This is a genomic window from Empedobacter sp. UBA6745, assembly GCF_002453775.1.
Classification (GTDB): domain Bacteria; phylum Bacteroidota; class Bacteroidia; order Flavobacteriales; family Weeksellaceae; genus Empedobacter; species Empedobacter falsenii_C.
The window spans coordinates 1-24,151 of record NZ_DKHL01000044.1 but is presented as its reverse complement, the minus strand read 5'-3'; the positions used below and the strand labels follow the sequence as shown (position 1 = coordinate 24,151).

The following is a 24,151-nucleotide window of genomic DNA, read 5'->3' as shown; positions in this document are numbered from 1 at the left end:
AATTATCTCATTATTATTTGCGAACATTTAATCCATATGATGGTGAAAAATTAATCTTTCCTCTACTGGTAAAAAATGATGAAATAGTATATGTTGATGCATCAAATTCAAAAAAAAGAATTGCAAAATTAATTAGTGATTGTCCTTTTTTATTGAAAGAATGGACGGAAACAAATAAGTATCCAGATTACGATATAATCAAAATCACGGAAGCATATAACAAATGTAAAAGACAACTTTAAAAGTGCATTTTATTGCATTATTTAGATCTATTCATACATCTAACATATATTATTGTCTTAAAAGTGCAATTCATTGCACTTTTCTTGTTTTATATCTAATTTCTTTCTAAATTTACATTAAAAGTGCATTATATGACACTATTATTAATCGAACAGATAAAAGAACGTCGTAAAGTTTTAGCGATATCACAAGAAACATTAGCGGAGATTTCAGGTGTAGGTTTACGAACGTTAAAACAATTTGAAAGTGGTAAAGGTAATCCAACTTTAGAAACGCTTCAAAAGTTGTGTGATGCCTTAGGATTAGAAATTAAATTAGAGGTTAAAACAATTGAATCATGAGAATTGCTCAAATTTTATATAAAGGAGAAAGGGCAGGAGTTCTAACGCAATTGGATAATGGTCGCTTTCATTTTATCTATAATGAAGATTGGTTAAATGATGATTCTAAGCCTTCTATAAGTTTAACGTTGCCTAAAAATCAAAAAGAGTTTGATTCTGAAACTTTGTTTCCTTTTTTCTATCATTTATTACCAGAAGGGGTAAATAAACGTATGATTTGTAAAACATATAAGATTGATGAAGATGATGCTTTTGGAATATTATTGAAAGCATCTAAAATAGATACAATTGGTGCAGTAACAATAGAAAGAGTGTAAAATGAAATTAGAATTAATTAATTGTCCCGGTTCTTTAAAAGAAAATTTTAATGCGTACAGTCCTGTTGTTCTAAAGAAAATGTTTAATGGTAAAAAGGTAAGTCCATTTTTAAATTATACTTCGCCAACTGATCGTAAGGATAAAAGTAGTTTTAACCAAAATCAAACACATATTTCTATCTCAGGTTTTCAAGAGAAATATTCTTTAATTCTTGATGGAAATGAACTAAGATTAACGAATGAAAACGAAAGTGGACATTATATTTTAAAACCAATTTCTGATTTACCCAAAAATAGTGAATTTGCACCAGCGAATGAGCATTTAACGATGCAAATCGCTAAACAAGTTTTTAAAATTGAAACGGCAGAAAATGCTTTAGTTTTTTTTAAAGATGGAAGTCCAGCATACCTTACTAAACGATTTGATTACAATGAAATTGGAGATAAGTTAGCTGTGGAAGATTTTGCTTCTTTATTAGGGAAATCTCCTGCAACTGATGGGGAACAATACAAGTATGAAGGAAATTATCTCGAATTATTTGAAGCCTTGAAAAAATATGTCCCTGCTTGGAAAGTAGAAACTCCAAAGTTATTCGCTTTGATTGTTTTCAATTATCTGTTTTCTAATGGAGATGCACATTTAAAGAATTTTTCGTTGATAGAAACTCAGCAAGGCGATTTTAAACTAAGTCCAGCTTATGATTTATTGAATACCAAAATTCATATTGACGATGCAGATTTTGCATTAAAAGAAGGATTATTACCAAAATCAATCTCAAAAGGTAAAATAATAGACCAATTATTTATTTTAGGAGAGAAAGCTGAAATGACAGAAAAATCAATTATAAAAGTCATTCAAAATTTAACATCCAAAGAAGATAAAGTACAAGATTTGATTGATAAATCGTACTTATCAGAAAAGTTAAAACGTAATTATTTGCAAAGTTATCAGCATCGATTGAAGAAATTAAGAATAGTTACAGAGTAAAAAAAATGAACAAGAAGATTTCCTTAGCGCATTTTTTATAATTTATCATATAAGGAAAATAGAGTAGGTTATTCCTTCTTTTCGACGTAATTTTATAAGTGAAATAATAGAAATAAAAATGAAAAAAATAAATATTACAACTTTAGATCACTTAGATCAAATTGATCAAGCATCTTTTAATCAACCAAAAATTATTTATAAACACAGNNCTGAATTATTTAGATTTATTAGCGTTTAGACCACTCTCTAATGAGATTGAACGACGATACAATGTTCAGCACGAATCACCGCAAATCCTTATTATAAAAGATGGAAAATGTGTGTACAATGCATCGCATCGTAAAATAAAAAATGAAGAAATTCAGAAACAATTAGATCTACTAGTTAATTTATAACATATTTTAGAAATAATTATTGATCAAGCATAAATGTCCGTTATTACATGCAAAACATATTAAATTGTATGAAATAACGGACATTTTAAGTTATGGATTTTAAAATTTTGAATATTGTAAACTCAAAAAATTATTTCGCCAAAAGGAGATTTTGAAATTTTTGTTTCTATTTGATTTTTAGATGTTTCTGTCATATTTATACTGTAATAATTGTCACAAATTTTGTTGATTTTTGTGACAAAAAATTAGATTAATCTAATAATATTTTAATTCGATTTACAATTTCCTCTTGCCAAACTTTAATATCTGAAGCCGTTGCAATTTGCATAATACTGCATTCTTTATCAGACATTTCTAAATGATTTTCTGAACTGAAATAATTTCCTTTTTGAATTGAATGTTGATCTGAAGGATATACAAGAGCAACTTTTTTAGCTTGATAAAATCTGTGATACACATACATTTGACGCAAATCTTCGGGTGAAGGATTGTAACCATTTAGGTTTTTCCATTTTGTATCTAAAACAAAAATTTGATGATTTTCTTTGCATTTTAGAATGATATCAGGACGCATTTTGGATGAGTAACCAGAATCAGGTTTCCAAAAACTCTTGGTCACTTGAGAAGTTACATTATGTGTTTTTAGTTTTCTTTTTAAAGTCACTAAAATAAACTGTTCCCACAAACTATTCATATCAAACATTAAAGCCAATACATCGTTTCTCCCTTTAGAAACGTCAGGATGATAATTTAACAATAATAATTTGGCGATTTCTAAAGCCGTTTGGTAGTGTTGGTTTTTTCGATCTAATACAATTTTATTAAAAGTAGATTCATTTACTTTTATCTCTCCCATTTCAGGGAAATTAAGAGATAATGATCCAATTCTTCCTTTCAATTGTGGGTTTGAATTAAGATTAGCTAATAATTTTATTGTTTTAAAAAGAATCTCATGAATCGTATGTTCATTAGAATATTGCGTATATTTTACATAAAATCGTTCTTTGTGAACCAAATTCTGCGAAATATGCTTTGAAAATTGTAAAGCTCCCTTTAATGAAGTTTGATTTCCTTCATTTTTACGGTATCTTTTGATTAATCCTCTGTGCAATAAATATTCAACCTCAGAAATAAATAATTCAAAATAAAGCTCTAACATAGAGTTTGATTTTAGTTTTAATGAACTACAACCTGTTGATTTTACATCAAATCCCCATACCGTTTTGATCATTCCAATCAATAAATTACGCCATTTTTCTTCACCTGATTTATCGACTTTGGGCAAAACTTCAATGGTTATTTTCCCTATTTGAATAACCCCAACATTTTCATTGAATTGCACACCATTTCTAATGAGTTTAAAAAATGGTGTATAATTTCCGTGATAGAGCTCTAAAGCATCATGAAGTTGTTTTTCTTTGTCATTTTTCAGATTAAAGAAAAGCTTATCATGTTCGAAAACAGTAATACGATTGTCTTTTATCACAATCATTTCTTATTCATTAATAATTTGATCGCATTTTCGAAATCAAAGTCCTTATCATTTAAGCCTAATACTCTATAAGATATTCTGTTTTCGAAATCTTCAGCATTATCATAATTAAAACTAGCAAAAAATGAAGTTTCAATTTTATTATCTTTAAAATCGCTATCTTCCTGAATAAATCCTTTCCCTAATACCAATCCAATTTTGCCATAATCTCCAAAGAAATATTCTTGCAATAATGGGATTATATTTTTATAGAATGAATCAATAATTGTTATTTCATTTTTATGGATGAAATATGCATGACCAATTTGGTGATCTCGATCCAGTAATTTTTCAATACGTAGATTGATTGTTTTCAAAATATCAGATGCGGAAAAACCATACAGATTTTGTTGAAGTTCTTCCAATTCGTATTTTGGAAGCATTTCTTCGAACACAAAACGTCTTCTCAAAGCAGTATCTAAAGCTTCAACACTACGATCGGCGGTATTCATCGTTCCGATAATATGTAGATTAGAAGGAACTCCAAATTTCTCTTTACTATATGGTAAAGTAACTTCTAACTCTTCATTATTTCCTAAGCGTTTATCTTCTTCAATCAATGTAATTAATTCTCCAAAAATTTGAGAAACATTACCACGGTTGATTTCATCGATGATGAGAACAAATGGTTTAGGTGGTAATGCAATATTTTGAGAAGTAGATTTTTTTTCTGAATTTATTTTATTGTTGATGTAATTCAGAACCGACCAATAAGCTGTTGAATTTGAACCTCCAATAACCGCTCTAAATTCTTTGTCAATGTTTTTTATAACTGATAAATCAGGAAAAACTTGTTGTAATTTTTCAGCACGAGAGTATGAAACAATGTATTCTTTTGCATCATCAGAATAAATCGGCTTTAAAATTAAATTTCCTCTATCTGAAATACCAACTATTTTTAAACCTAAGTTTTCAGTTAAAATTGGAAGAAATAATTGTTCATTATTTTCAAGTTTTTCATTCGCTTCCAAAACAAGATCATTAAAGGCATCATCAAAAGAATAATTTTTTTTAACTTCAAGTTTTTCAAATGGTGGTTTTTCTGCATTCTTACATATTTCTTTGAAAATTCCGTTTTTCACTTCATAAACCACACTTTTGGCACCATCTTCATTTTCTTCAATCACGGGCTTTATCCCTTCTATAAAATCTTCATAGGTCATGCTTTGATGGAAAGTAGTAAATACAATTTGACCTTCATTTACCAATCTTTCGTATTCAGATTTAACTATATTTCTGTCTTGTGTTAAATCAAATTCAGGATTTGCTATTTCAATTGCTTTATTAATCGTATTGTATGTTTTACCTGTACCAGGAGGTCCGTATAAGATTTGGTTTAGGGGTTGTTTCATGATATTTTCATCAGATTCTTTAATAATTGTATTTCGATTGTTTACACTATAACTAGGATCACCTAAAACTTTCTTAATTTCATAAATCTTCTTTAATCTTTTTTGAAAATTATCTTCTGTGATTAAAAATNNTTCTAATTTATATGATTTTAATAACTCTAAAGCTGTAGTTCTAAACTCGTTTAAGTAAAAGCTAATATTTTCAACATAATTTTCAGGATTGTTGAAATTTAAATATCCCACATTTTCATTACTAAGTTTTATGTCGAAAATTTCAGAGAGTTCTTTATGGAAACTAATTTCTTCGTTTGTAAAATCTCCTTTTTTAAATGAAATTTCGATATAATTAGTTTGTTCTCCTTCTTTATTTGAACCTACAACAAATCCAATTGTTTTTATTTTACGCGCATTATCCCCTTTTCTGAAAAGTGGTACATAAATATAGTTTGAACCTTGAAACCATTGACCTTTTTCTAATCGTTTTACATCTTTTGCTTGCGGGCTATCTCTTTCTCTTAGTGAAAAAGTAAAATCTGGATGATCTTTCTTAAAATCAAGAAGTAAATCCAATAATTCATCTGAAATCTCAAGTAATTTTTTCTGTTCCATTTTTACCTATTCTTCTTAAAATTTTCTGCTTGTTCTAATACATTCTTATACACATCATCCTGCGTAATAGGAGGGTAGCCGTATTGATGTAATTTAACGATGATATCCATCTTAAGTTGTGCTTTAATATCATCACGGTCGCACCAATCGGGATATTTGGCTGTATTTTCTACAATTATTTTTATTTCACGAGCAAGCTCTAGCATTTTGTCGTTATCGAATTCAAAACCGTATTGTTTGCAAATCATGTCCAAAATATCGTAAAAAGCTTTTTCTTCATAGTCGATGCCTAAATCTTGGAACGAATCCATTTCAACTCGAAGTTTGATAATTAAGTCCAACATTTGTTCTGCTGTATCAAACTGAATGCCTTCATAATCTAAAATATCACCTTCGCTACGTTCGTTGTAACGGTTGATGATGGATTGTAAACGTTCTGAAAAATCTTGTCCTTTTACTTTATTCACCTTTTTAAAATCGTTGATGGTTTGTTTTAATAAACGTTCTAAGATTTTAATTTTGGTATTCGGTAATTCTAGGTTAGAGATTTTCTCAATGAATTTATCGTTGAATAAATCAATCGCATTTGCCTTATTATCATCGAGCTTAAATATTTCTTCAACTCCTTCCGAAATAATAGCTTCTTCTACCAATTTAGCCACTTTAGCATTCATTTGAGCTGTATCAGGTGCTTCGCCTTTTGTCAATTTTACCACAATAGATTTCACCGCAAAATAGAAATGTAACTCATCGACTTCTTTAGGCGTGAACAATTCAGAACCACTCACCAAATTATAGGCTGATTTCAATTTCTTCGTTACATTCACAAAGAATTTTTCTGAATCTTCAGTTTGTAAAACCAATTCAGAAGCTTTGTTTAAACAGCTTAATCGTTTAACGGGATTACCTTGGTAATAATCAGTAGCATCAAATTGATGAAAATATTGACGTAATAAATCCATTTGATCTCTAACGATGATTTCAGCTTGATTTAAGTCCTCAAAATCATCGTCGGCCGTTTGATTATTGAACATTCCTAATGCCTTATTCAGATTCTTTTTGATTCCTATGTAATCAACTACTAATCCGCGATCTTTTCCTTCGTATTTACGATTGACACGAGAAATGGTTTGTATTAAATTGTGTGTTTGTAAAGGTTTATCAATATAAATGGTATCTAAGAAAGGAACATCAAATCCTGTTAACCACATATCTACGACAATGGCAATTTTGAAGTTGGATTTGATTTGCTTGAATTGTCGGTCTAATTCTTTTCGTTCATCTTTATTACCCAAAAGTTCCCAAAGCTCTTTTTCATCATCTTTATTGCGTGTCATCACCATTTTAACACGCTCTATAGGTTTAATTTCTTTTTGTTCTTTGGCGGTTAAACCTTCAGGAAGCATCATTTCTCCCCATTCAGGTCGTAAAGCTAAAATCTCTTTATATAGTTTATATGCAATGCCACGAGATGCACATACAAACATTACTTTGCCGGCTACCGTTGCGTTTTCTTCCAAACGATTTTCATAATGTTCCACAAAGTCTTTCGCAATAGCTTTTATACGGTCACCATCTCCTAAAACAACTTCCATATTAGCAATAGCTTTTTGGCTGGCTTCTACGTGATATTCCGATGCGCCTTCAGCTACTGCATTTTCGTAATAGTTTTCGATTTCCTGAACTTTATTGTAATCTAAATTCACTTTTGCTGCTCGACCTTCATAGACCAAACGAACTGTAATTTCATCATTAACCGATTCGAACATGGTGTATTGATCTACCATATCTCCAAACACTTCTAACGTTTTGTCGATAGGTGTTCCTGTAAAGCCAACATAAGTAGCATTGGGCAAAGAATCGTGTAAATACTTGGCAAAACCATAAGATTTTGTAACACCTTTATCTTCGTCAATTTTAACTTTTAAGTCTAAATTGACTTGTGAACGGTGAGCTTCATCCGAAATACAAATGATATTGGTACGATCGGATAAGATTTCAGCATCTTCGGCAAATTTCTGAACCGTAGTTAAAAACACACCGCCACTTTCTCTACCACGCAAACGCGCGCGTAAATCGGCTCTCGATTCGATATTGATGATATTTTCATCTCCAATAAATTTCTTGGCATTGGTAAAATCCTTCGACAATTGATCGTCTAAATCTGTACGATCAGAAATGATAATAATCGTTGGACTTGCAAAATCTGTTGAACGCATCAATAAACGTGTTAAATACAACATCGTAAAACTTTTACCACAACCCNNCGTAGCACCAAAATATGTACCTCCTTTACCATCACCTTGTGGTTTACGGTGGACTAAGATGTTTTGATACAACTTATTTGCCGCATAATATTGCGGATAACGACACAGAATTTTATCATCTCTTTTAGAATTATCTGGAAACAATACAAAATGATGAATAATATCGACCAATCTTGTTTGGTTTAACATTCCATGTACAATAGAAGTTGTGGTTTCTATACCTGTTAAGGCTTTCTTTTCTGCTCCAGTAATTTTATTCCAACCGTAGTAAAATTCGTAAGGAGAAAATACTGTTCCGGCTTTGTTATTCACCCCATCACTAATCACACAAAACACATTGTATTTTAGTAATTCGGGGATATCTCTTTTGTAACGTGTCGTTAATTGCTTGTAAGCATCGTGAATGGTAATTTCTTCTTCTATCGCTGTCTTAAATTCAAAGACGACGACAGGAATTCCATTGATGTATGAAATCAAATCAGGAATACGTAGTTCGCTTCCTTGAATTTCCAATTGATTGACAATTTTGAAATTATTATTTTCGGTATTTTCAATATCAATATAACGAATGTGTAAATCTTTCTTTGATGGGTCGTTTCGTTTAAAAATCAATCCATCTGCTAAAAGCTTACAGATGTATTTGTTAGATTCGTATAGGGTAGAAGTGCTCTGAAAAGCCAACTCATTGATTAAAGTTTCAACTTCTATTTCTTCTAAATCGGGATAGCTGTTGAAAAGAAAAGTATGTAAATCTTCTTTGAGTAAAACTTCTTGGTTAGAAGTTCTTGTTAATTCTTTTCCGTTAATATAGTGATAGCCTTCTGTTTCCAGAAGGNNGGGGCGAATTGCAATTCGCCCTTACTATTTTCGCCCTTACTATTTTCACCCTTACTATTTTCGCCCTTACTATCTTCGTCCTTACTATCTTCGTCCTTACTATCTTCGCCCTTACTATTTTCACCCTTACTATTTTCGCCCTTACTATCTTCGTCCTTACTATCTTCGCCCTTACTATTTTCACCCTTACTTATGCTATTACTGTGATAGGTTATATTCATCGTTAATCCATCGTTTAGGATTTTCAATAATGTAATTTCTGATATTGATATAAGCCTTTTCATCTCTTATGATATGTTCATAGTAGTTACGTTGCCAGATCTTATATGCTAAGGATTTTATGATTTCCCTCGTTGGATTAGTTGGGAAAGTTGGGGCGGTTGGGGCGAATTGCAAATTGCCCTTACAGTATTCGCCCTTACTTTCTTCGCCCTTACTTTCTAGTTCTTTTATTTTTTTTATTGTAGCTATTTTATAGCCTCTTACGATTGCACCTATGGTTTGGGAAGGCGATTTAAATGTGCCGACAATATTGCAGGATTCTATAGGATATAATATTTCTATAATACCATGGATATGATTAGGCATTACGACAAATTCGTGCAATACAACATTATTTCGTACTTCCTGCGTATGTAACCACTCATCAGCTGCAATTTGCCCAAATTCATTCATACACATGATGCCATCTTTTATAGTACCAAACAAATGCGCTCTATCTTGACAAACTAAAGTAACAAAATACAATCCTGCTTGACTATAATCATAGCCAACCAAACGTATCGATCTTCGATGATGTTTATGAGGGTTGTATTGTTCCATAACTTAGCTATTTAAAAGTATAATATACTGATAGTTTTTTGTTGGGGCGAATTGCAATTCGCCCATACTAACTTCGCCCACTGTTTCAAAAAAATTGATTACTCCTCTATCACCAAAAGACTTATAAAAGCTTGTTCTAATTGTGATTCGGTGTATTTCATTGGTTTATTGGGCTTCAATTAGGTTATGAAAACCGTCCTTAATCTTTTTCAAATGGTCAAATTGCCTATGAATTCCATCTATTCCTTCAATTTTTAATTCTTGGTGTCTAAATACATCAGAAATTTGCCAAGAATGTTTTTGAGCTGGTATTAAATGTGAAACAAAAATATTTAAATCTTCCATTTTATAACAAAATGCTTCTTTATTCCTTATTGTGTCGTAAATGCATTGTGAATTAAATTGTTTATCAGAAATACATTCTGCTAATTTTTCAAAACCATCCTTATCAAAATCAAATAAAAAAGCTATTTGTTTTTGGTTTGCAAGATTCTTAAAAAACGGTATTGCTTTAAATATTCTTACTAGATTAGGCATATTGCCACATCCATTGGAATCAATGAATTTGATTCTATCATCGCCTTTAATTGATTCAAAATTTTTAACATCATTGTTTCCTTCAAGGAATACAATCATATCATATTTTGTATTAAATACATCTTCTAAAATTCCAAATTCTCCATGATAAACAAACTTTGGAGCTAGTCGCTTCAAAATCTCTCTTTTTCCATTCTCATCATTAGCACACTTAAGCTCACGAGAATCTGTTAATTCAAACAATTCCTTAGGCTCAACTTCAACTACAGTTGATGGAGAATGAGTGGTAAGAACTACATTAATATTTTTGAATTGCTCTTTAATAACGTAAATATACATTTCAGCTAACTGAGGATTCAAGTTAGCATCAAACTCATCAAGCATTATAAGTTCTAGTTTTGATTCTTTCGCAGCAAAATAATAACAAATTAGTTCAAATATAATTTTTTCACCACTAGATAATGAATCAAAGTGAATGTAATTTTTTAATGGCTTATCATATCTATCAAATGCTATTTCATAGTTTGATTCAAAACTTTGAGGTGGTACTAATACATATTTAAAATGTCCATTTTTACAGTACTTTTCAAGTTCTTCATTAATTTCCTCCCATAATTTTTTTGTTTTAGTTTTTGAACTTTTACTTTTAAAATCCTGAAATATCTTATTAGACATTTTTTGAACTATAGATTCGATCGAACGAAATTCTTTTGTGATTAAATCGTATATATATTTTTTTAAAGTATGTTCGCTAGAAATCTTGGATTTTTTCCTAAGTTCAATTTTTAAATCATCCTCAATTTTTTTACGCATTTTATTAATAATCTCTCTTTGTACTTCATTAAAACCTAAAGCATAAAATTTTTCCAAAATATTACCACCCTTTTGGATTCCAAAAATAGTTGAGTTATTAACTTTATTTTTATTAAGTTCAGTAATTAACTTTTTATCAATTTGATGGGAGGTAGGAATTCCCAATTCTTTTTTTATATTATCTAGATCATCAAATTGATAATCAGCTAATAGATTAGCAATACCTTCTAAATACAAATAACCATTAGCGTAATAAATACTTCCTACATCGAATAAAGCAGAATAAAAATCAGTTTTATCTAAAAAAGGAGAATTTACTCTACCTCTTCTTCTAAGACCTATGGATTCAATCTCTTTTATAATGTTCTCTAAAGAAATTTCGTCATTTGAATTTGAGCCTATTAACTTTCTTCTATCACCATTTTGGAAATCATTGTTTTGTAAAGTCTTTATAAAGCATTTGCTTCTATCAGAATAATTTTCATATAAATACTTCAGTATCGTAGATTTTCCTGAACCATTTAATCCAGTAATAACAGCTAAGTTGGTATTGAATTCCAAATTAATATTATTCGCTATTCCTTTATATCCTTTAGGTACTGAATATCTAGATTTCTTCATTTATTATAGTCTTTCTTAAGTTTATAGTAGTTTAATTTTCGTTTACCCCTCCAACGTTGCTAAGCGACTTAACAACAACGATTGTAGTTGGGAGTGTTTTGTATTTTTTACCCAAAGAAGCAATGGAACTGATCTTCTTTTATAATCGCTAATAAATCTTGTAAATTATCAGCAATTGGGTGTGGCTCATACAACTCCCATATGCCTGAAGCACGCATCCAATACAGTTTCCATTCATTTGTGGTTTTTGTATAGCGAATTTTAGCAAATTCTGATTGGATTAGTTCGTTCGGATTATTCCAAAATGGACGAATCGTATATAAAATAGCAGTATTCTTTTCCCAAGAATACCCAAAATCTAATTGTTTGCGTATCTCGTGATCTTCTGGTCGTAAGCTTTCTACAAATTGTTTAATATATGCTTCGCTAATACTAATTTCTTTTCCCATTTGTGTTGATTTTTATAGTAATTTAGTTTTTCTTTACCCCTCTAACGTTGCTAAGCGACTTAATAACAACGATTGAAGTTGTGTGAGTTGTTTATTTTGGTCTTTTAAATTGTAAACTTGATAAAAACAATTTTTAAATATATTTTCCATTTTATCCTCAATCTCTTTTGAACCAAATATAATTTTTCTGAATTTTAAATCTTCATCAAATGTAATCTGTGGAAATGTACCTGATCTTCCTTCTGCAGAATCTTGAAAATCTTTAATCGTCTCATCAGATATTAAATAATAATATATTCTATATAATCCCAATTCATTATTTAATCTTCTTAATACCATTAATTTAGTAGAAACCACATAATCATCTGCATCATTTCTTACCAATGCAAATCTTCTATTGTTCGGTCTGATTTCACTATACAATATGTCATCCTTTTTGATAGATTTTTTAGCCTGACCTGGCATTTCATCCACATTCATATATTCAGAATGTAAAAATTCACCATTTAATATATCTGATGTATTAAAAAAGATTAATTGTTTCTTCTTAAAATCATGAGACTTAGAGAAACTTTGAATAAAGTTCCCTAATTCTTTCACCTCCCAACCTTCAGGAATTTCCTTTTCTAATTCTTGGTTGTACACCATTTTCCCTGCCGTCCTTAACTCCGTTTGCGGGGCAGGTAAACTGGTTTTTAGTTGAGTAATTCCGCCTGCTTTTTCAATTTGCCTGCTTATCCAAGTTCTACCATAGCCTGTTTTTAAATCTTTTTCTCTTTTTGCAGCTTCTTCCTTTGTTGCAAAACTTTCCCAATGAATAACTTTTAAAGGTTTATTAAGTTTTGTCCATTCAGCACCTTCTCCCATATAGTGTTCGTAAAACCTACGGTATAAATCATTCGTCATTCCTTTATAAACAGAATCGTTCTCACATAAGATAAGATATACAAACCAAGTTTTGCCATCTGAAACGGGTAAACCACCGACCCTACTATATGTACAAACACTTCCTATCTTAGTAATATATTCATCGATTGGCAGATTTTGGTTTACCTGCCCGTGAGGACGATAGCTCGAAGGAAGGCAGGGAAATTCAAAATCAACAAACCATTGCTTGTACAACGTTTGCGCAGTGGCTTCTAACTTCTCGCAAATCAGTTCGTTGACTTTTATTTTGTTTGCTACTGCTTGGTATTGGGCTACAATTTCGCGTTGTTTTTCGATGGATGGAATTCTAATTTCAATTGATTTTAATGCATCTAAACTTAATCCACCACGTACGTCTGCATCTGTATAAAACCAACATTGTCTATCAAATTCACTTCTACGAAACCAAAGCATTAAATATTCAGGAATTACATTTTCATCTGTAACTTCAAATACATCGTAAGCTGGAGAAACAATAAATGGATAATCAAATGTAGACATTGAAATTGGTAATCGTTTATCTCTTCCAACGTGCATTCTATTACATGCAAATTGATTCTTTACAACTACTTTATATTTTTTTAAATCCACTCCAATAGTGTTTGCTACAGAAGGCATAAAGTATTTATCAATATTAATTCCGTAAAGAATAGTTGCTATACCATCTACATTTTTATTGGAAATAAATTTGACAATATCTCCTAACTTTTTATAACTCATAGCCCAACGATTTAAACACGTTTGCTACTTCTTGTTTCAAGGTTTCTTCTTGCTGAAACAAGTCTTTCAATTCGGTTTGCAACGTTTGCATTTTCGTATCGTAATCAATGTTTTCGTCACGGTTTACAAACGCTATGTATTTACTTGGTACCAACGAATAATCTTTTTTACGGATTTCCTCTAAGGTTGCAGAGTAACAATATTCGGGTTCATTCGCATAAGTCGTTTCAAAATCTTTTTGTTGCCAGTTATGATAGGTTGCTGCTATCTGCTCAATTTCTTGTTCAGCAAACTGAATGAATTTCTTTTCAAACGGTTCCCCTTTTTGGCGTAAATCCATAAACAATACTTCACCTTCACGATTACGATAGTTTTTTACGCCATCATTTACTTCTACAGTGCGTTCTGTTTTATTGCGGTTCAAAATCCAAAGCGTTACCGAAATATCTGTAGAATAAAACATATTTTGAGGAAGAATTACAATCGCTTCTACCAAGTCGTTTTCTATAATTTGTTTACGGATTTTGTACTCTTCTCCACCACCCGAAAGTGCGCCATTAGCCAAGATAAATCCAGCCACTCCGTTTTGAGATAGTTTGGAAATCATATTCAAAATCCAAGCATAATTGGCATTCGATTTTGGTGGCACTTCATAACCTGTCCAACGTGAATCATCGGTTAATTCATTTTCTGCTCGCCAATCTTTTAAATTAAACGGCGGATTCGCCATGATGTAATCGGCTTTCAATTCTTTGTGCTGATCGTCGGCAAAAGTATCGGCTGCTTTGTTGCCTAAATTGGCAGAAATACCACGAATGGCTAAGTTCATTTTAGCCAGTTTAAACGTGGTATTTGTTAATTCTTGTCCGTAAATCGAAATGTCCTTTTTGTTTCCTTGATGTTTTTCGATAAACTTCAACGATTGCACAAACATACCACCCGAACCACAAGACGGATCATAGATTTTCCCTTTGTACGGTTCAATCATTTCAGCAATTAAATTTACAATCGACTTTGGCGTATAGAATTCACCTTTTCCCTTTCCTTCGGCAATAGCAAACTTGCTTAAAAAGTATTCGTACACACGACCTACAATATCCTGCGCTTCGTCTTTTAAGGTGTCGATATTATTGATGGTATCCAACAAAGCCGAAAACTTAGATTGATCCAATCCTAATCTTGAGAAATAATTATCTGGCAACGCACCTTCTAACGATTTGTTGGTACGTTCTATCGTTTTAAGCGCAGTATCTACTTTAAGGGTAATATCTTCTTGTTTGGCGTTTTCGATAATGTATTCCCAACGCGATTCCTCTGGTAAATAGAATACATTTTCTGCCTGGTAAAATTCTGGTATTTCTAAGAAGGCTTCTTTACCTTCTGCTTTTAATTCTTCTCTGCGTTTGATGAATTTATCACTTGCAAATTTCAAGAAGATTAAACTCAATACCACGTGTTTATATTCTGACGGTTCTATCGAACCACGTAATTTATTTGCTGCATCCCAAAGGATTTCTTCTGTACTTTTGGTTTGTACTTTTTTAGCCATAATTGTTTATCAATTCTTTGTTGTAAATATACAAAATGTTAAACTGCAAATAAAGTCATAATAACGGATAATTATTTACGGTAAACCATATTTGTTAATGTTTTTCAAATATAATGAAGTATAGCGACAAAATAAGACGTGATGATAATAAACAACGAATAAAAAGGTAGAATAGGATAGAAGCTTTTGAAATAAAAAAGTATATTTATCAAAACTTAAATTGATGTGTCAAGTTTATTCTGATGTCACGTTTTGTACCTGTTCTGATTTTGAAATCGATCAAGTTCAATCTTTAAAAAATTACTGGGTTTTGTATCGTTTCAATGAAGCGTTAGACCTTGTAATTGTCGGCGAAATAATGTTAGATGATATGTTGAAAAAGTATAATCCAAATAATTTGGTTGAACTTGTATTAAAAAAACTAAATAATAACACATTGTTTGATAAATCAATTGATTTTGTAGACAAAGATCGGTTACACGTTTCGCTTGAATTGAATCAAGTAAACCTAAACTATGGGTTCGAATATGAAGCTAATAGTTGGTCAGAAATTGAATATGATTATTTTACTTGGGCGAATAGTTACGAAGAAAAAAATGGAGGAGAGGTAAAGCTTTACGAATTGTTATAAATTTATAAAATGAGCCGATTATTTATGCTAATCGGCTCATGTTTTTTAATAGTGTAATTTTTTTTCCTTTAGTAAAACCTTTTTCGCGAAAGAAATTGTATTTTCATTTTTAATGATTGAATAGTCAATTTCTCTTGATTCGAATTGATTAGTTAGTGCTTTTAGAAAGTGAGCTCGTGCAGCAACCCATCCAGTATTACCCACCTCTTTATTGAAGGAGTTAATTACTTCTTGATCTGAAAGTGAAATCAAGTTTTTTTCAAATTTTTCAGTTAAATTTTCCATTGTTTTGATACTTTAATTTATTAAACAGTATCAATCATTAAGAATTTAGAGAGTGACAATTTTTTGACTGAACAGCCCTCATCGCTTTACCACCGTGGTTTGTTAAACTCGGTTGGTGTACCTTATGTACTCTTGATGATTGAATCTTTTATAAAAGTATTAATTATGATTTAATATTCAAAATTAATTTAATTCCTCTTATGCCTCACCAAATCAGTTACAACTCCCAAAATAATGACAACATCTTCATCTTGTAATTGAATACAATTTTTGTATTTCGGATTTAGAGAAATCAATTGTTTGTTGATGGCATCATAACGTTTGAACGTGTATTCGGAATTGTTGACCGATACTACAATATCATCATGATGTCTGGGTTCGATATCAGATCGAATGATAAGTAAATCACCTTTCAGATATTCAGGATACATACTTTCGCCACCCACACGATTAAGATAAGTTGCTTCGGGATGATTCAGTAAAATTTCATCCAAACTAATATTATTCTGTACAAAATCAGCAGCAGGAGAGGGGAAACCTGCTGAAACATCACCAAAAAATTGAACAAATCGTTTTTCACCATCTGTTTTGATAGGGATATTGATTAACTCTTCTGAGAATTTCGGAACTTGAATAAAATGTACCATTTAATAAACATTTAAAATATCTGTAAATCTTGTTGTGTAGCAAGGTGACAAACGTTCTTGCTTCATTTTCCATTTTCTATGTATATCTTGCGAAGCTAATTTAAGCATATGATCGCCATAATTTGCATTTAATTTATCCATCACACTCATCAACGCTTTATGTTTTGGAGATTCTGTATGAAATAAATTCATCTGTGCTTGATTATCGGGCGTAATAGCGGAAACGATAACGCCAGCTTTTTTATAATCAGGAACTTTGCCTTCAGCAGGAACCAATTTATCCAATAAAAATAAAGCAGATTTGGACAAAACGATACTCGAATTCGAATCAAAATCTAAGGTTGTACTTAATGAGTTTGAAACAAATGATTGCTTTTCATCAAAACGATTGGTCATCACAAAAACAGTAATAATGTTGCATTTTGATTGTTCTTTTCTAAGCTTTTCGGCACAAGAAACAGCAAAAGTAGAAACACGCTCTTTCAGATTTTCATAATCATTGATTGTTTTCTCAAAACTTCGAGTTGTGGCAATTGATTTTTTGCGTTGAACTTCATCTAATTTTAAAACGCTTTCGCCTAATAATTCCTTTTTCAAACGCAATTCTACGATGGAGAAATTTCGTTTAATGTATTCATCTTCAAGCAAGGTGAAATCATATGCATTACGACATCCGATATAAGATAAACGTTTAGCTAAACGTCGTCCAATTCCCCAAATATCCTCACATTTTAACCATTTTAAAGCTTTGTTTATTTTCTCTTTCGAATCAATCATATAAACACCATTATGATGTTTCGGAAATTTCTTCGCAATTCGATTTGCTACTTTAGCTAAAGCCTTTGTAGGAGCAATACCAGCACAAACTGGAATTTTGGTAATGGTATATATTTTTTGTTTAATTTCTTGTGCATATTTCACCAAATCATAGTTATCAAAGCCTTTGAAAAGAAGAAAAGATTCATCAATCGAATAAATTTCAATATCAGGGCAATAGGATTTCAGAATAGTCATCACACGATTACTCATATCCGCATACAAAGCATAATTTGAAGAGAAAACATTGATTTTATTTAATCTAAAATTATTCTCGTATTCAAAAGCAGGAGCACCCATTGGAATGCCCAAATCTTTGGCTTCATTAGAACGTGCAATTACACAACCATCATTGTTAGAAAGTACCACAACAGGCTTTCCATTTAGGGTTGGATTAAAAACTCGTTCGCACGAAGCATAAAAATTATTGCAGTCAACTAAAGCATACATCATGTTACAAAGTTGAGCAAATAAAGCGCTACAAGGTGTCGCGGAAAAGTGTTAAAAAATAATAATTAGAAATTGATTCAGTAAATTTGTGCCATGGTACTGAATGATAGATTGAAAATGTTGGTTGACCAAGTTCCAAAAAATATTTGTGGCGTGTATTATTTATACAACGACAAGCAAGATATTATCTACATTGGAAAAAGTATTGATATCAGAAAAAGATTGATTCAGCATTTCAAATCACTTGATAAAAAGGAAATTAAACTTCAGCATTTTACGCATTCTATACAATTTGAAAATACAGGAAATGAATTGATTGCTTTGTTGAGAGAATCTGAATTAATCAAACAAAATCTGCCACTATTTAATCGAGCTCAACGAAAAATTAAGTTTTTCTATGCTTTGAACAAAGAAATAAATTCGGATGGTTATCATGCATTAATTGTGAAGAAAATTGATAACTCTGGGAACGAAATTATCTCATTTACATCGTTAAATGAAGCAAAAGATTATTTATTTTACATTACAGATAAATATAAGCTTTGTCAAAAAATAAATGGTTTATATAAAACCAAATCAAGTTGTTTTCAATATAGTTTAGACGAATGTAACGGAGCTTGTATAAATAGGGAAGAAGTGAAACTTTACAACAAAAGAGTTCGTCAATTTTTGAAAACAATACATTTACCCAAAAAGGACTTTTTATTTGAATTGGTTGGAAGAACTGAAAATGAAAAAGGTATTGTATTAATTGAAAAAGGAGTTTACAAAGGATTTGGCTATTGCGATCATTTAATTGAGAATCTAGACGAAATGAAATCATTTATTGAACAAAAACAAGATAATAAGGATGTCCGAAAAATCTTATTTCGACATATAAAATCCGAATTATCCAAATAAACTCACTTGACCATCTTCACGCTGGTAGCTGAAATCAGTAAACGGAACAATTGGTTTACAATTAAGCCAATTCATTAAGTTTTCATCATCATTTAGGACTATTGGCATACGATGTTTAGTATTGTGGATATAATCCATAATGCCGACAGCTTCAGTTGTAACTATCGTAAACGTATCATCAGAATATAATCCTGCTAAACACATCAGATTATTGTTGATTCCGATATCATATTTGATTTTGTCTTTGCCTTCGTGTCGCCATTCATAAAAGCCATCAACCAATATCACACAACGATTGGTGTAAGCATCTCGAAAAGATGGTTTTTCATCTATAGTTTCAATACGTGCGTTTAAGGTGTTATTCGAATTAAAATCATTTCCAGCCCAATGCGGAATTAAACCCCACTCGAACAAATGAATATAATCTTGTTGATTAGTGATAACAGGCAACTTTGGATGATCAAAACCTTTGAAATGAGGATTTGGCGTAAATGTAACCTCGGGTTTGAATTTCAACCTCGATTTCTTTTCAATCTGTTCTTTTGTTTTGGTCACTTTTACATGAAAACACATAGCATCTACTTTGGAATAAAGGTAATGATTACGACTATAAGAACAATTAAAAATTGAATCAATTAAAATGATTGTAGAAGAATTAAAACGAATTTTTTATAAACTTACGGTTTCACGTAAATCAGATTGTAACGCTCTATGTAGTTTTGTTGTATCAAGAAAATTAATTGCGATGGGAATATTTGATTTTTTAAAAAAGAAAGAATTTGATAAAATTTCTGAACTCGAAAAAAAGATTATTAGTTTAGAAAATAGTAATTCTGAATTGAACTCTAATCTAACTAGATATAACGGAATAATAGATGTAGAATACTATATAAAAACAGAAAAAGAAAATCAACTATAGAATCAATTGAAATGATTGAAGAAGAATTTCCAACGAGTTTGATGTAATTCGTGCATTTTAAACAAACTCACCAATTATGATGAATATCTAAAAAATTATAGGATAAGAGCTTTTTAAGCATTTTTGATATAAATCTTAGTTTTATTCATTCTTGATGCGGCCAAAATATTATAACAATATTATTATAGAGATAAATATTTAAAAACACTAAACTTTATAAGTAATTATTAGATAGTTTTATATGTTAAAATTTTATTTCTTTATAGATATATTGTTATATTTAATAACTAAACTAATATGAAATGATATCTATCGTTAAAGCATTAAATCCCGCTTATCGCCAATTTAAGCCAATCCGCAAAGAAGTTGAAAATTTCAAATCTGAATTATTAGCTTGCTTAGAATCGATTGGAATTAGTGATAGTAGAAATGAATCTGAAGAACATTTAAAAGAACCTATAAAGAAGTTCTTAACCAATACATTTTATCAAAAGAATTTAATCAATACCAAAGATCGAATTGATTTAGCTATTTATTTAGATAAGACAGCTAAAAGTGATGTTGGTGTTATTATAGAAGCCAAAAGACCGAGTAATAAAGCCGAATTTATTTCAACGAATAATATCAATAAAAAAGCGTTACAAGAAGTTTTATTATATTATTTACGCGAACGCATAGATTATAAGAATAATAACATAAAGCAAATTATAGTTACCAATGGGATTGAATGGTTCTTTTTCAAAGGGGAAGACTTTTACGATTATTTTTATAAAAATACAGAATTAATAAAAGAATATGCGCGTTTCCGTGATGGATTAAAAGACACTGCTAAAAACGAGCTATTCTATAAAGAAATAGCCGCAATTTATATTGAGAAGGTAAAAGACAAACTTCCCTATGTACACATTAAATTAGACACGAAAGAAATAACAAAATACAATGATACTAAAATTAGTAACCTATATAAATTATTTTCTGATACGCATTTATTAGGTAAATCATTTGGTAATGATAGTAATAAGCTAAACAATGATTTCTACAAAGAGTTACTTCATATTATCGGTTTAGAAGAAATAAAAGAGAAAACAGGGTCTAAAAAGATAATTGTAAGAAAAGATCCTAAAGAACGTGATTATGCTTCTATACTAGAAAATACAATTTATACATTAGAAGATAAAAGTTATCTAGATCGTATAACGAATATACCAAATTCTCCAGAGAAAGCTTTCAATGTAGGGTTAGAGTTATGTATTAATTGGATCAACCGTATTCTATTTCTTAAATTACTAGAATCACAGTTAGTCAGTTATAACAAATCCAAAGAATACAAATTCTTAAATTTTAATTTTCTAAATGGTTATGATGCTTTAAACGATTTATTCTTTTCAGCATTAGCAAGACCATTAAATGAAAGACACGATAAAAACAAGGAACGTTTCAAGAATATCCCTTATCTAAACAGTAGTTTGTTTGAACATAGTGAAATGGAGCGTTTAACATTTGATATTACTGCACTGAAAGATGAAGAAATGCAAGTTTTTTCAGGTACAATTTTAAAAGATAATAACGGTAAAAAATTAAATGGTAAATTAAATACGCTCGATTATATCTTCCGATTTTTAGATTCATACGATTTTTCGGCTGATGCCAATACAGATATTGAAGATGAACAAAATGGAAAAACCTTAATTAATGCTTCGGTTTTGGGTCTAATCTTCGAGAAAATTAATGGATACAAAGACGGCTCATTCTATACACCTGGGTACATTACAATGTTTATGTGTAAAGAAGCGATTAGAGAGGCTGTGGTAGATAAATTCAAAGCAGAATACCATCATTCTATCGAAACTTTTGAAGATGTAAAAGCTTATTGTCAAAGTTTCTTTAAAAAAGAGGATAGAATCAAATTAAATAACACCATCAATACTTTAAAAATATGTGATCCCGCTGTAGGTTCTGGGCACTTTTTAGTTTCTGCTTTAAATGAATTAATTGCTGTAAAAAGTGAATTAGGAATCCTTTCTAATGAACAAGGTGAAAGAATACCGTGTGAAGTTTCAATAGAAAATGATGAGTTATATATTGCTTATAACGAGGGTGAATTATTCGAGTATAATCGACAAGATGTTAATAGTCTTCATATTCAAAAAACATTGTTTCATGAAAAACAAACCCTAATTGAGAATTGTTTATTTGGTGTAGACATCAATCCCAATTCGGTAAATATTTGTCGTTTACGTCTATGGATAGAGCTGTTAAAGAATGCATATTACACAACTGAAGGCGAATTGCAAACATTACCAAATATCGATATCAATATTAAATGTGGTAATTCGTTAGTTCACCGATTTAAGTTAGACGACAGTTTAAAACAAGCGTTTAAAAATAAAGAAGTTACATATTCAATAAACGACTATAAAACTGCAGTTAGTGAGTACAAACACACGAATAGTAAAGCAAAAAAAGCTGAAGTAGAAACCATTATCCGAAACATCAAAAATAATTTTAGAACAACTTTAGATGCTAAAATCAAAGAAAAAATATCTAAAGCCGTAGGTGAATATGAAAACGAAAAATTACGCTTAGATAACTTAACATTATTCGGAGAAAAGATTAAAAAAGCAGATAGAGACAATTTAAAAAAATTGAAACTAAAAGCAGAGAAATTAACCAAAGAGAAACAAGAAATTTTGGACAATGTCATGTTTCAGAATAGTTTCGAGTGGCGCTTCGAGTTTCCTGAAGTATTAGCAGATGATGGTTCTTACCTAGGATTTGATGTCATCATCGGGAATCCGCCTTATATTCAATTACAAAAAATGAAAGAAGCAAGTAATATGCTTCAAAAATTAAATTATGCTTCATTTGCAAAAACGGGAGACATCTATAGTTTGTTTTACGAATTAGGAAATAATATTTTAAAACAAAATGGATGCTTAATTTTTATTACTTCCAATAAGTGGATGCGTGCTGCCTATGGAGAGAGTTTAAGAAAATATTTTATTGAGCAAACAAATCCTAAAGTCTTAATTGATTTTGGAGGAATTCAAATATTTGATTCTGCAACAGTTGATACTAATATTCTAATGTTTAAAAAACAACAGAATCAATACCGAACTCTTGCTTGTATCGTAAAAGAAAAAGTAATAAATAATTTGGGGGATTATTTTAGACAAAACCAAACATTAATCGACTTCAATTCATCTGACAGTTGGGTAGTTTTATCACCTATAGAGCAAAGCATAAAAGCTAAAATTGAGGCAGTTGGCACACCTTTAAAGGATTGGGATATTAGAATAAATTACGGGATTAAAACTGGATTTAATGATGCCTTTATTATTGATGGAAAAAAGCGTGAAGAACTGATTAAGCAAGACCCAAAATCTGCCGAAATTATACGACCGTTACTACGTGGACGTGATATTAAGCGTTATTCTTATGATTTTGCGGATTTATACATTATAACAACCTATCCTAGCCTAAAAATAGATATTGAACTATATCCTGCTGTAAAAGAGCATCTTTTAAGTTTTGGATACGATAGATTAAAACAAACTGGAGATAAAGGAAGTCGAAAAAAGACAAATAATAAGTGGTTTGAAACCCAAGATAGTATAAGTTATTGGGACGATTTTTTTATGCAGAAAATCATATGGAAAAGAATAGGTTCTATTATACGATTTTCTTTCGATGAAAATCAAAATTACGGACTTGACAGTACTTGTATCTTAACAGGTAATATTAATCTTAAATATTTAGTTCTATTATTGAATTCTAAAATAGGGCATTATCAACTACGTGATGCACCCAAAACAGGAACTGGTGATTTACTTATTAGTGTTCAAGCTATACAACCTTTAAAATTTCCTTTATTTGATAATAAAGATGAATCAAAAGTAGATGATTTATATAATGGGATTAAGAATCAAAGAAAGAATATTGAATCAGATATCAATTATTTTATATATCAAAAATTTGAGTTTGATTCAAATGAAATAGAATTTATAGACTCTCAATAAATTCTATTTCATTTTCATTTAAATTATATAGATTATACAATAAATTATCAATTTTTAAATCCAATTCATCTGTTTTAATTTCATTATTTCTGTATTTATCAATTAGTACATTAATTTCATAATTGATATTATTTGAAACTTCTAATACTTTAATTTTTTCAAAAAA

At 30.4% G+C, this 24,151-nt stretch carries 22 protein-coding genes and 1 riboswitch; of the genes, 9 read left to right on the top strand and 13 right to left on the bottom strand.

The genetic code is table 11. The features are described from left to right. The 5 genes from B4H69_RS12465 to B4H69_RS16495 all read left to right on the top strand — a co-directional run. The coding region (locus B4H69_RS12465; protein WP_291094201.1) for a hypothetical protein at positions 1-242 on the top strand (242 nt) is incomplete at its 5' end. A 132-nt stretch (positions 243-374) separates the two neighbouring features. Beyond that, on the top strand, positions 375-584 hold the full coding sequence (locus B4H69_RS12460; RefSeq protein WP_038330353.1) for a helix-turn-helix transcriptional regulator: 210 nt from the start codon (positions 375-377) through the stop codon (positions 582-584). Continuing rightward, a complete protein-coding gene (locus tag B4H69_RS12455; protein ID WP_038330354.1) occupies positions 581-901 on the top strand; it encodes a HipA N-terminal domain-containing protein in 321 nt (106 codons plus the stop codon). The genes B4H69_RS12460 and B4H69_RS12455 overlap by 4 nt, the downstream gene beginning before the upstream one ends. A 1-nt stretch (position 902) precedes the next feature. After that, a complete protein-coding gene (locus B4H69_RS12450; protein WP_181816308.1) occupies positions 903-1,889 on the top strand; it encodes a type II toxin-antitoxin system HipA family toxin in 987 nt (328 codons plus the stop codon). Between the two features lie 161 nt (positions 1,890-2,050). Next, positions 2,051-2,284 carry a monothiol bacilliredoxin BrxC family protein gene (locus B4H69_RS16495; RefSeq protein ID WP_414647226.1) on the top strand — a complete coding sequence of 78 codons (234 nt, stop codon included), beginning with the start codon at positions 2,051-2,053 and terminating at the stop codon, positions 2,282-2,284. 250 nt (positions 2,285-2,534) lie between these two features. On the opposite strand, the gene B4H69_RS12445 is transcribed toward B4H69_RS16495, so the two are convergent. The 8 genes from B4H69_RS12445 to B4H69_RS12410 form a co-directional block, all read right to left on the bottom strand. Further along, entirely contained in the window at positions 2,535-3,776 is a 1,242-nt protein-coding gene (locus tag B4H69_RS12445; RefSeq protein WP_038330357.1) for an McrC family protein, read from the bottom strand. After that, positions 3,773-4,978 (bottom strand): McrB family protein, encoded by a 1,206-nt coding sequence (locus B4H69_RS16510; protein WP_422653369.1) that lies wholly within the window; start codon positions 4,976-4,978, stop codon positions 3,773-3,775. The genes B4H69_RS12445 and B4H69_RS16510 overlap by 4 nt, the downstream gene beginning before the upstream one ends. Positions 4,979-5,778: 800 nt before the next feature. Continuing rightward, entirely contained in the window at positions 5,779-8,850 is a 3,072-nt protein-coding gene (locus B4H69_RS12435) for a type I restriction endonuclease subunit R (protein ID WP_422653368.1), read from the bottom strand. Between the two features lie 228 nt (positions 8,851-9,078). Then, on the bottom strand, positions 9,079-9,702 hold the full coding sequence (locus tag B4H69_RS12430; protein WP_280050313.1) for a transposase: 624 nt from the start codon (positions 9,700-9,702) through the stop codon (positions 9,079-9,081). Positions 9,703-9,867: 165 nt separating this feature from the next. Continuing rightward, positions 9,868-11,673 (bottom strand): AAA family ATPase, encoded by a 1,806-nt coding sequence (locus B4H69_RS12425; RefSeq protein WP_280051952.1) that lies wholly within the window; start codon positions 11,671-11,673, stop codon positions 9,868-9,870. Between the two features lie 107 nt (positions 11,674-11,780). Continuing rightward, positions 11,781-12,122 carry a DUF3024 domain-containing protein gene (locus B4H69_RS12420; RefSeq protein WP_038330365.1) on the bottom strand — a complete coding sequence of 114 codons (342 nt, stop codon included), beginning with the start codon at positions 12,120-12,122 and terminating at the stop codon, positions 11,781-11,783. Positions 12,123-12,155: 33 nt separating this feature from the next. Then, positions 12,156-13,769 (bottom strand): restriction endonuclease subunit S, encoded by a 1,614-nt coding sequence (locus B4H69_RS12415; RefSeq protein ID WP_291094196.1) that lies wholly within the window; start codon positions 13,767-13,769, stop codon positions 12,156-12,158. Then, the gene (locus B4H69_RS12410; protein ID WP_038330367.1) at positions 13,759-15,318 is read right to left on the bottom strand and encodes a type I restriction-modification system subunit M; all 1,560 of its coding nucleotides are present in this window, start codon (positions 15,316-15,318) and stop codon (positions 13,759-13,761) included. Before B4H69_RS12410 ends, B4H69_RS12415 begins: the two co-directional genes overlap by 11 nt. 223 nt (positions 15,319-15,541) lie before the next feature. On the opposite strand from B4H69_RS12410, the gene B4H69_RS12405 reads away from it, so the two are divergent. Further along, a complete protein-coding gene (locus B4H69_RS12405; RefSeq protein ID WP_038330368.1) occupies positions 15,542-15,949 on the top strand; it encodes a hypothetical protein in 408 nt (135 codons plus the stop codon). Positions 15,950-15,994: 45 nt separating this feature from the next. On the opposite strand, the gene B4H69_RS12400 is transcribed toward B4H69_RS12405, so the two are convergent. From B4H69_RS12400 to B4H69_RS12390, 3 genes are all read right to left on the bottom strand, one after another. Next, positions 15,995-16,234, bottom strand: a complete 240-nt coding sequence (locus tag B4H69_RS12400) for a hypothetical protein (protein WP_038330370.1) — start codon at positions 16,232-16,234, stop codon at positions 15,995-15,997. Positions 16,235-16,283: 49 nt separating this feature from the next. Further along, positions 16,284-16,378, bottom strand: a riboswitch (SAM-I-IV-variant riboswitch). Positions 16,379-16,422: 44 nt separating this feature from the next. Beyond that, positions 16,423-16,881, bottom strand: coding sequence for a LexA family protein (locus tag B4H69_RS12395; RefSeq protein ID WP_038330372.1), 459 nt, complete (start codon positions 16,879-16,881; stop codon positions 16,423-16,425). Then, positions 16,882-18,150, bottom strand: coding sequence for a Y-family DNA polymerase (locus B4H69_RS12390; RefSeq protein WP_349679667.1), 1,269 nt, complete (start codon positions 18,148-18,150; stop codon positions 16,882-16,884). It abuts the gene before it with no gap. 90 nt (positions 18,151-18,240) lie between these two features. Between B4H69_RS12390 and B4H69_RS12385 the strand changes: the two genes are divergently transcribed. Next, positions 18,241-19,047 carry a GIY-YIG nuclease family protein gene (locus B4H69_RS12385; protein WP_038330377.1) on the top strand — a complete coding sequence of 269 codons (807 nt, stop codon included), beginning with the start codon at positions 18,241-18,243 and terminating at the stop codon, positions 19,045-19,047. Here the strand turns inward: B4H69_RS12385 and B4H69_RS12380 are convergent. After that, a complete protein-coding gene (locus B4H69_RS12380; protein ID WP_038330378.1) occupies positions 19,036-19,620 on the bottom strand; it encodes an SOS response-associated peptidase in 585 nt (194 codons plus the stop codon). The genes B4H69_RS12385 and B4H69_RS12380 overlap by 12 nt on opposite strands. 67 nt (positions 19,621-19,687) lie before the next feature. On the opposite strand from B4H69_RS12380, the gene B4H69_RS12375 reads away from it, so the two are divergent. Together B4H69_RS12375 and B4H69_RS12370 are read left to right on the top strand one after the other, a co-directional pair. Next, positions 19,688-19,966, top strand: coding sequence for a hypothetical protein (locus B4H69_RS12375; protein WP_038330380.1), 279 nt, complete (start codon positions 19,688-19,690; stop codon positions 19,964-19,966). Positions 19,967-20,268: 302 nt separating this feature from the next. After that, the gene (locus B4H69_RS12370) at positions 20,269-23,985 is read left to right on the top strand and encodes a DUF7149 domain-containing protein (protein ID WP_291094192.1); all 3,717 of its coding nucleotides are present in this window, start codon (positions 20,269-20,271) and stop codon (positions 23,983-23,985) included. On the opposite strand, the gene B4H69_RS12365 is transcribed toward B4H69_RS12370, so the two are convergent. After that, positions 23,969-24,151, bottom strand: a 183-nt coding sequence (locus tag B4H69_RS12365; RefSeq protein ID WP_291094190.1) for a hypothetical protein, incomplete at its 5' end; no start/stop codon positions are given. The two genes, B4H69_RS12370 and B4H69_RS12365, sit on opposite strands and share 17 nt — an antisense overlap.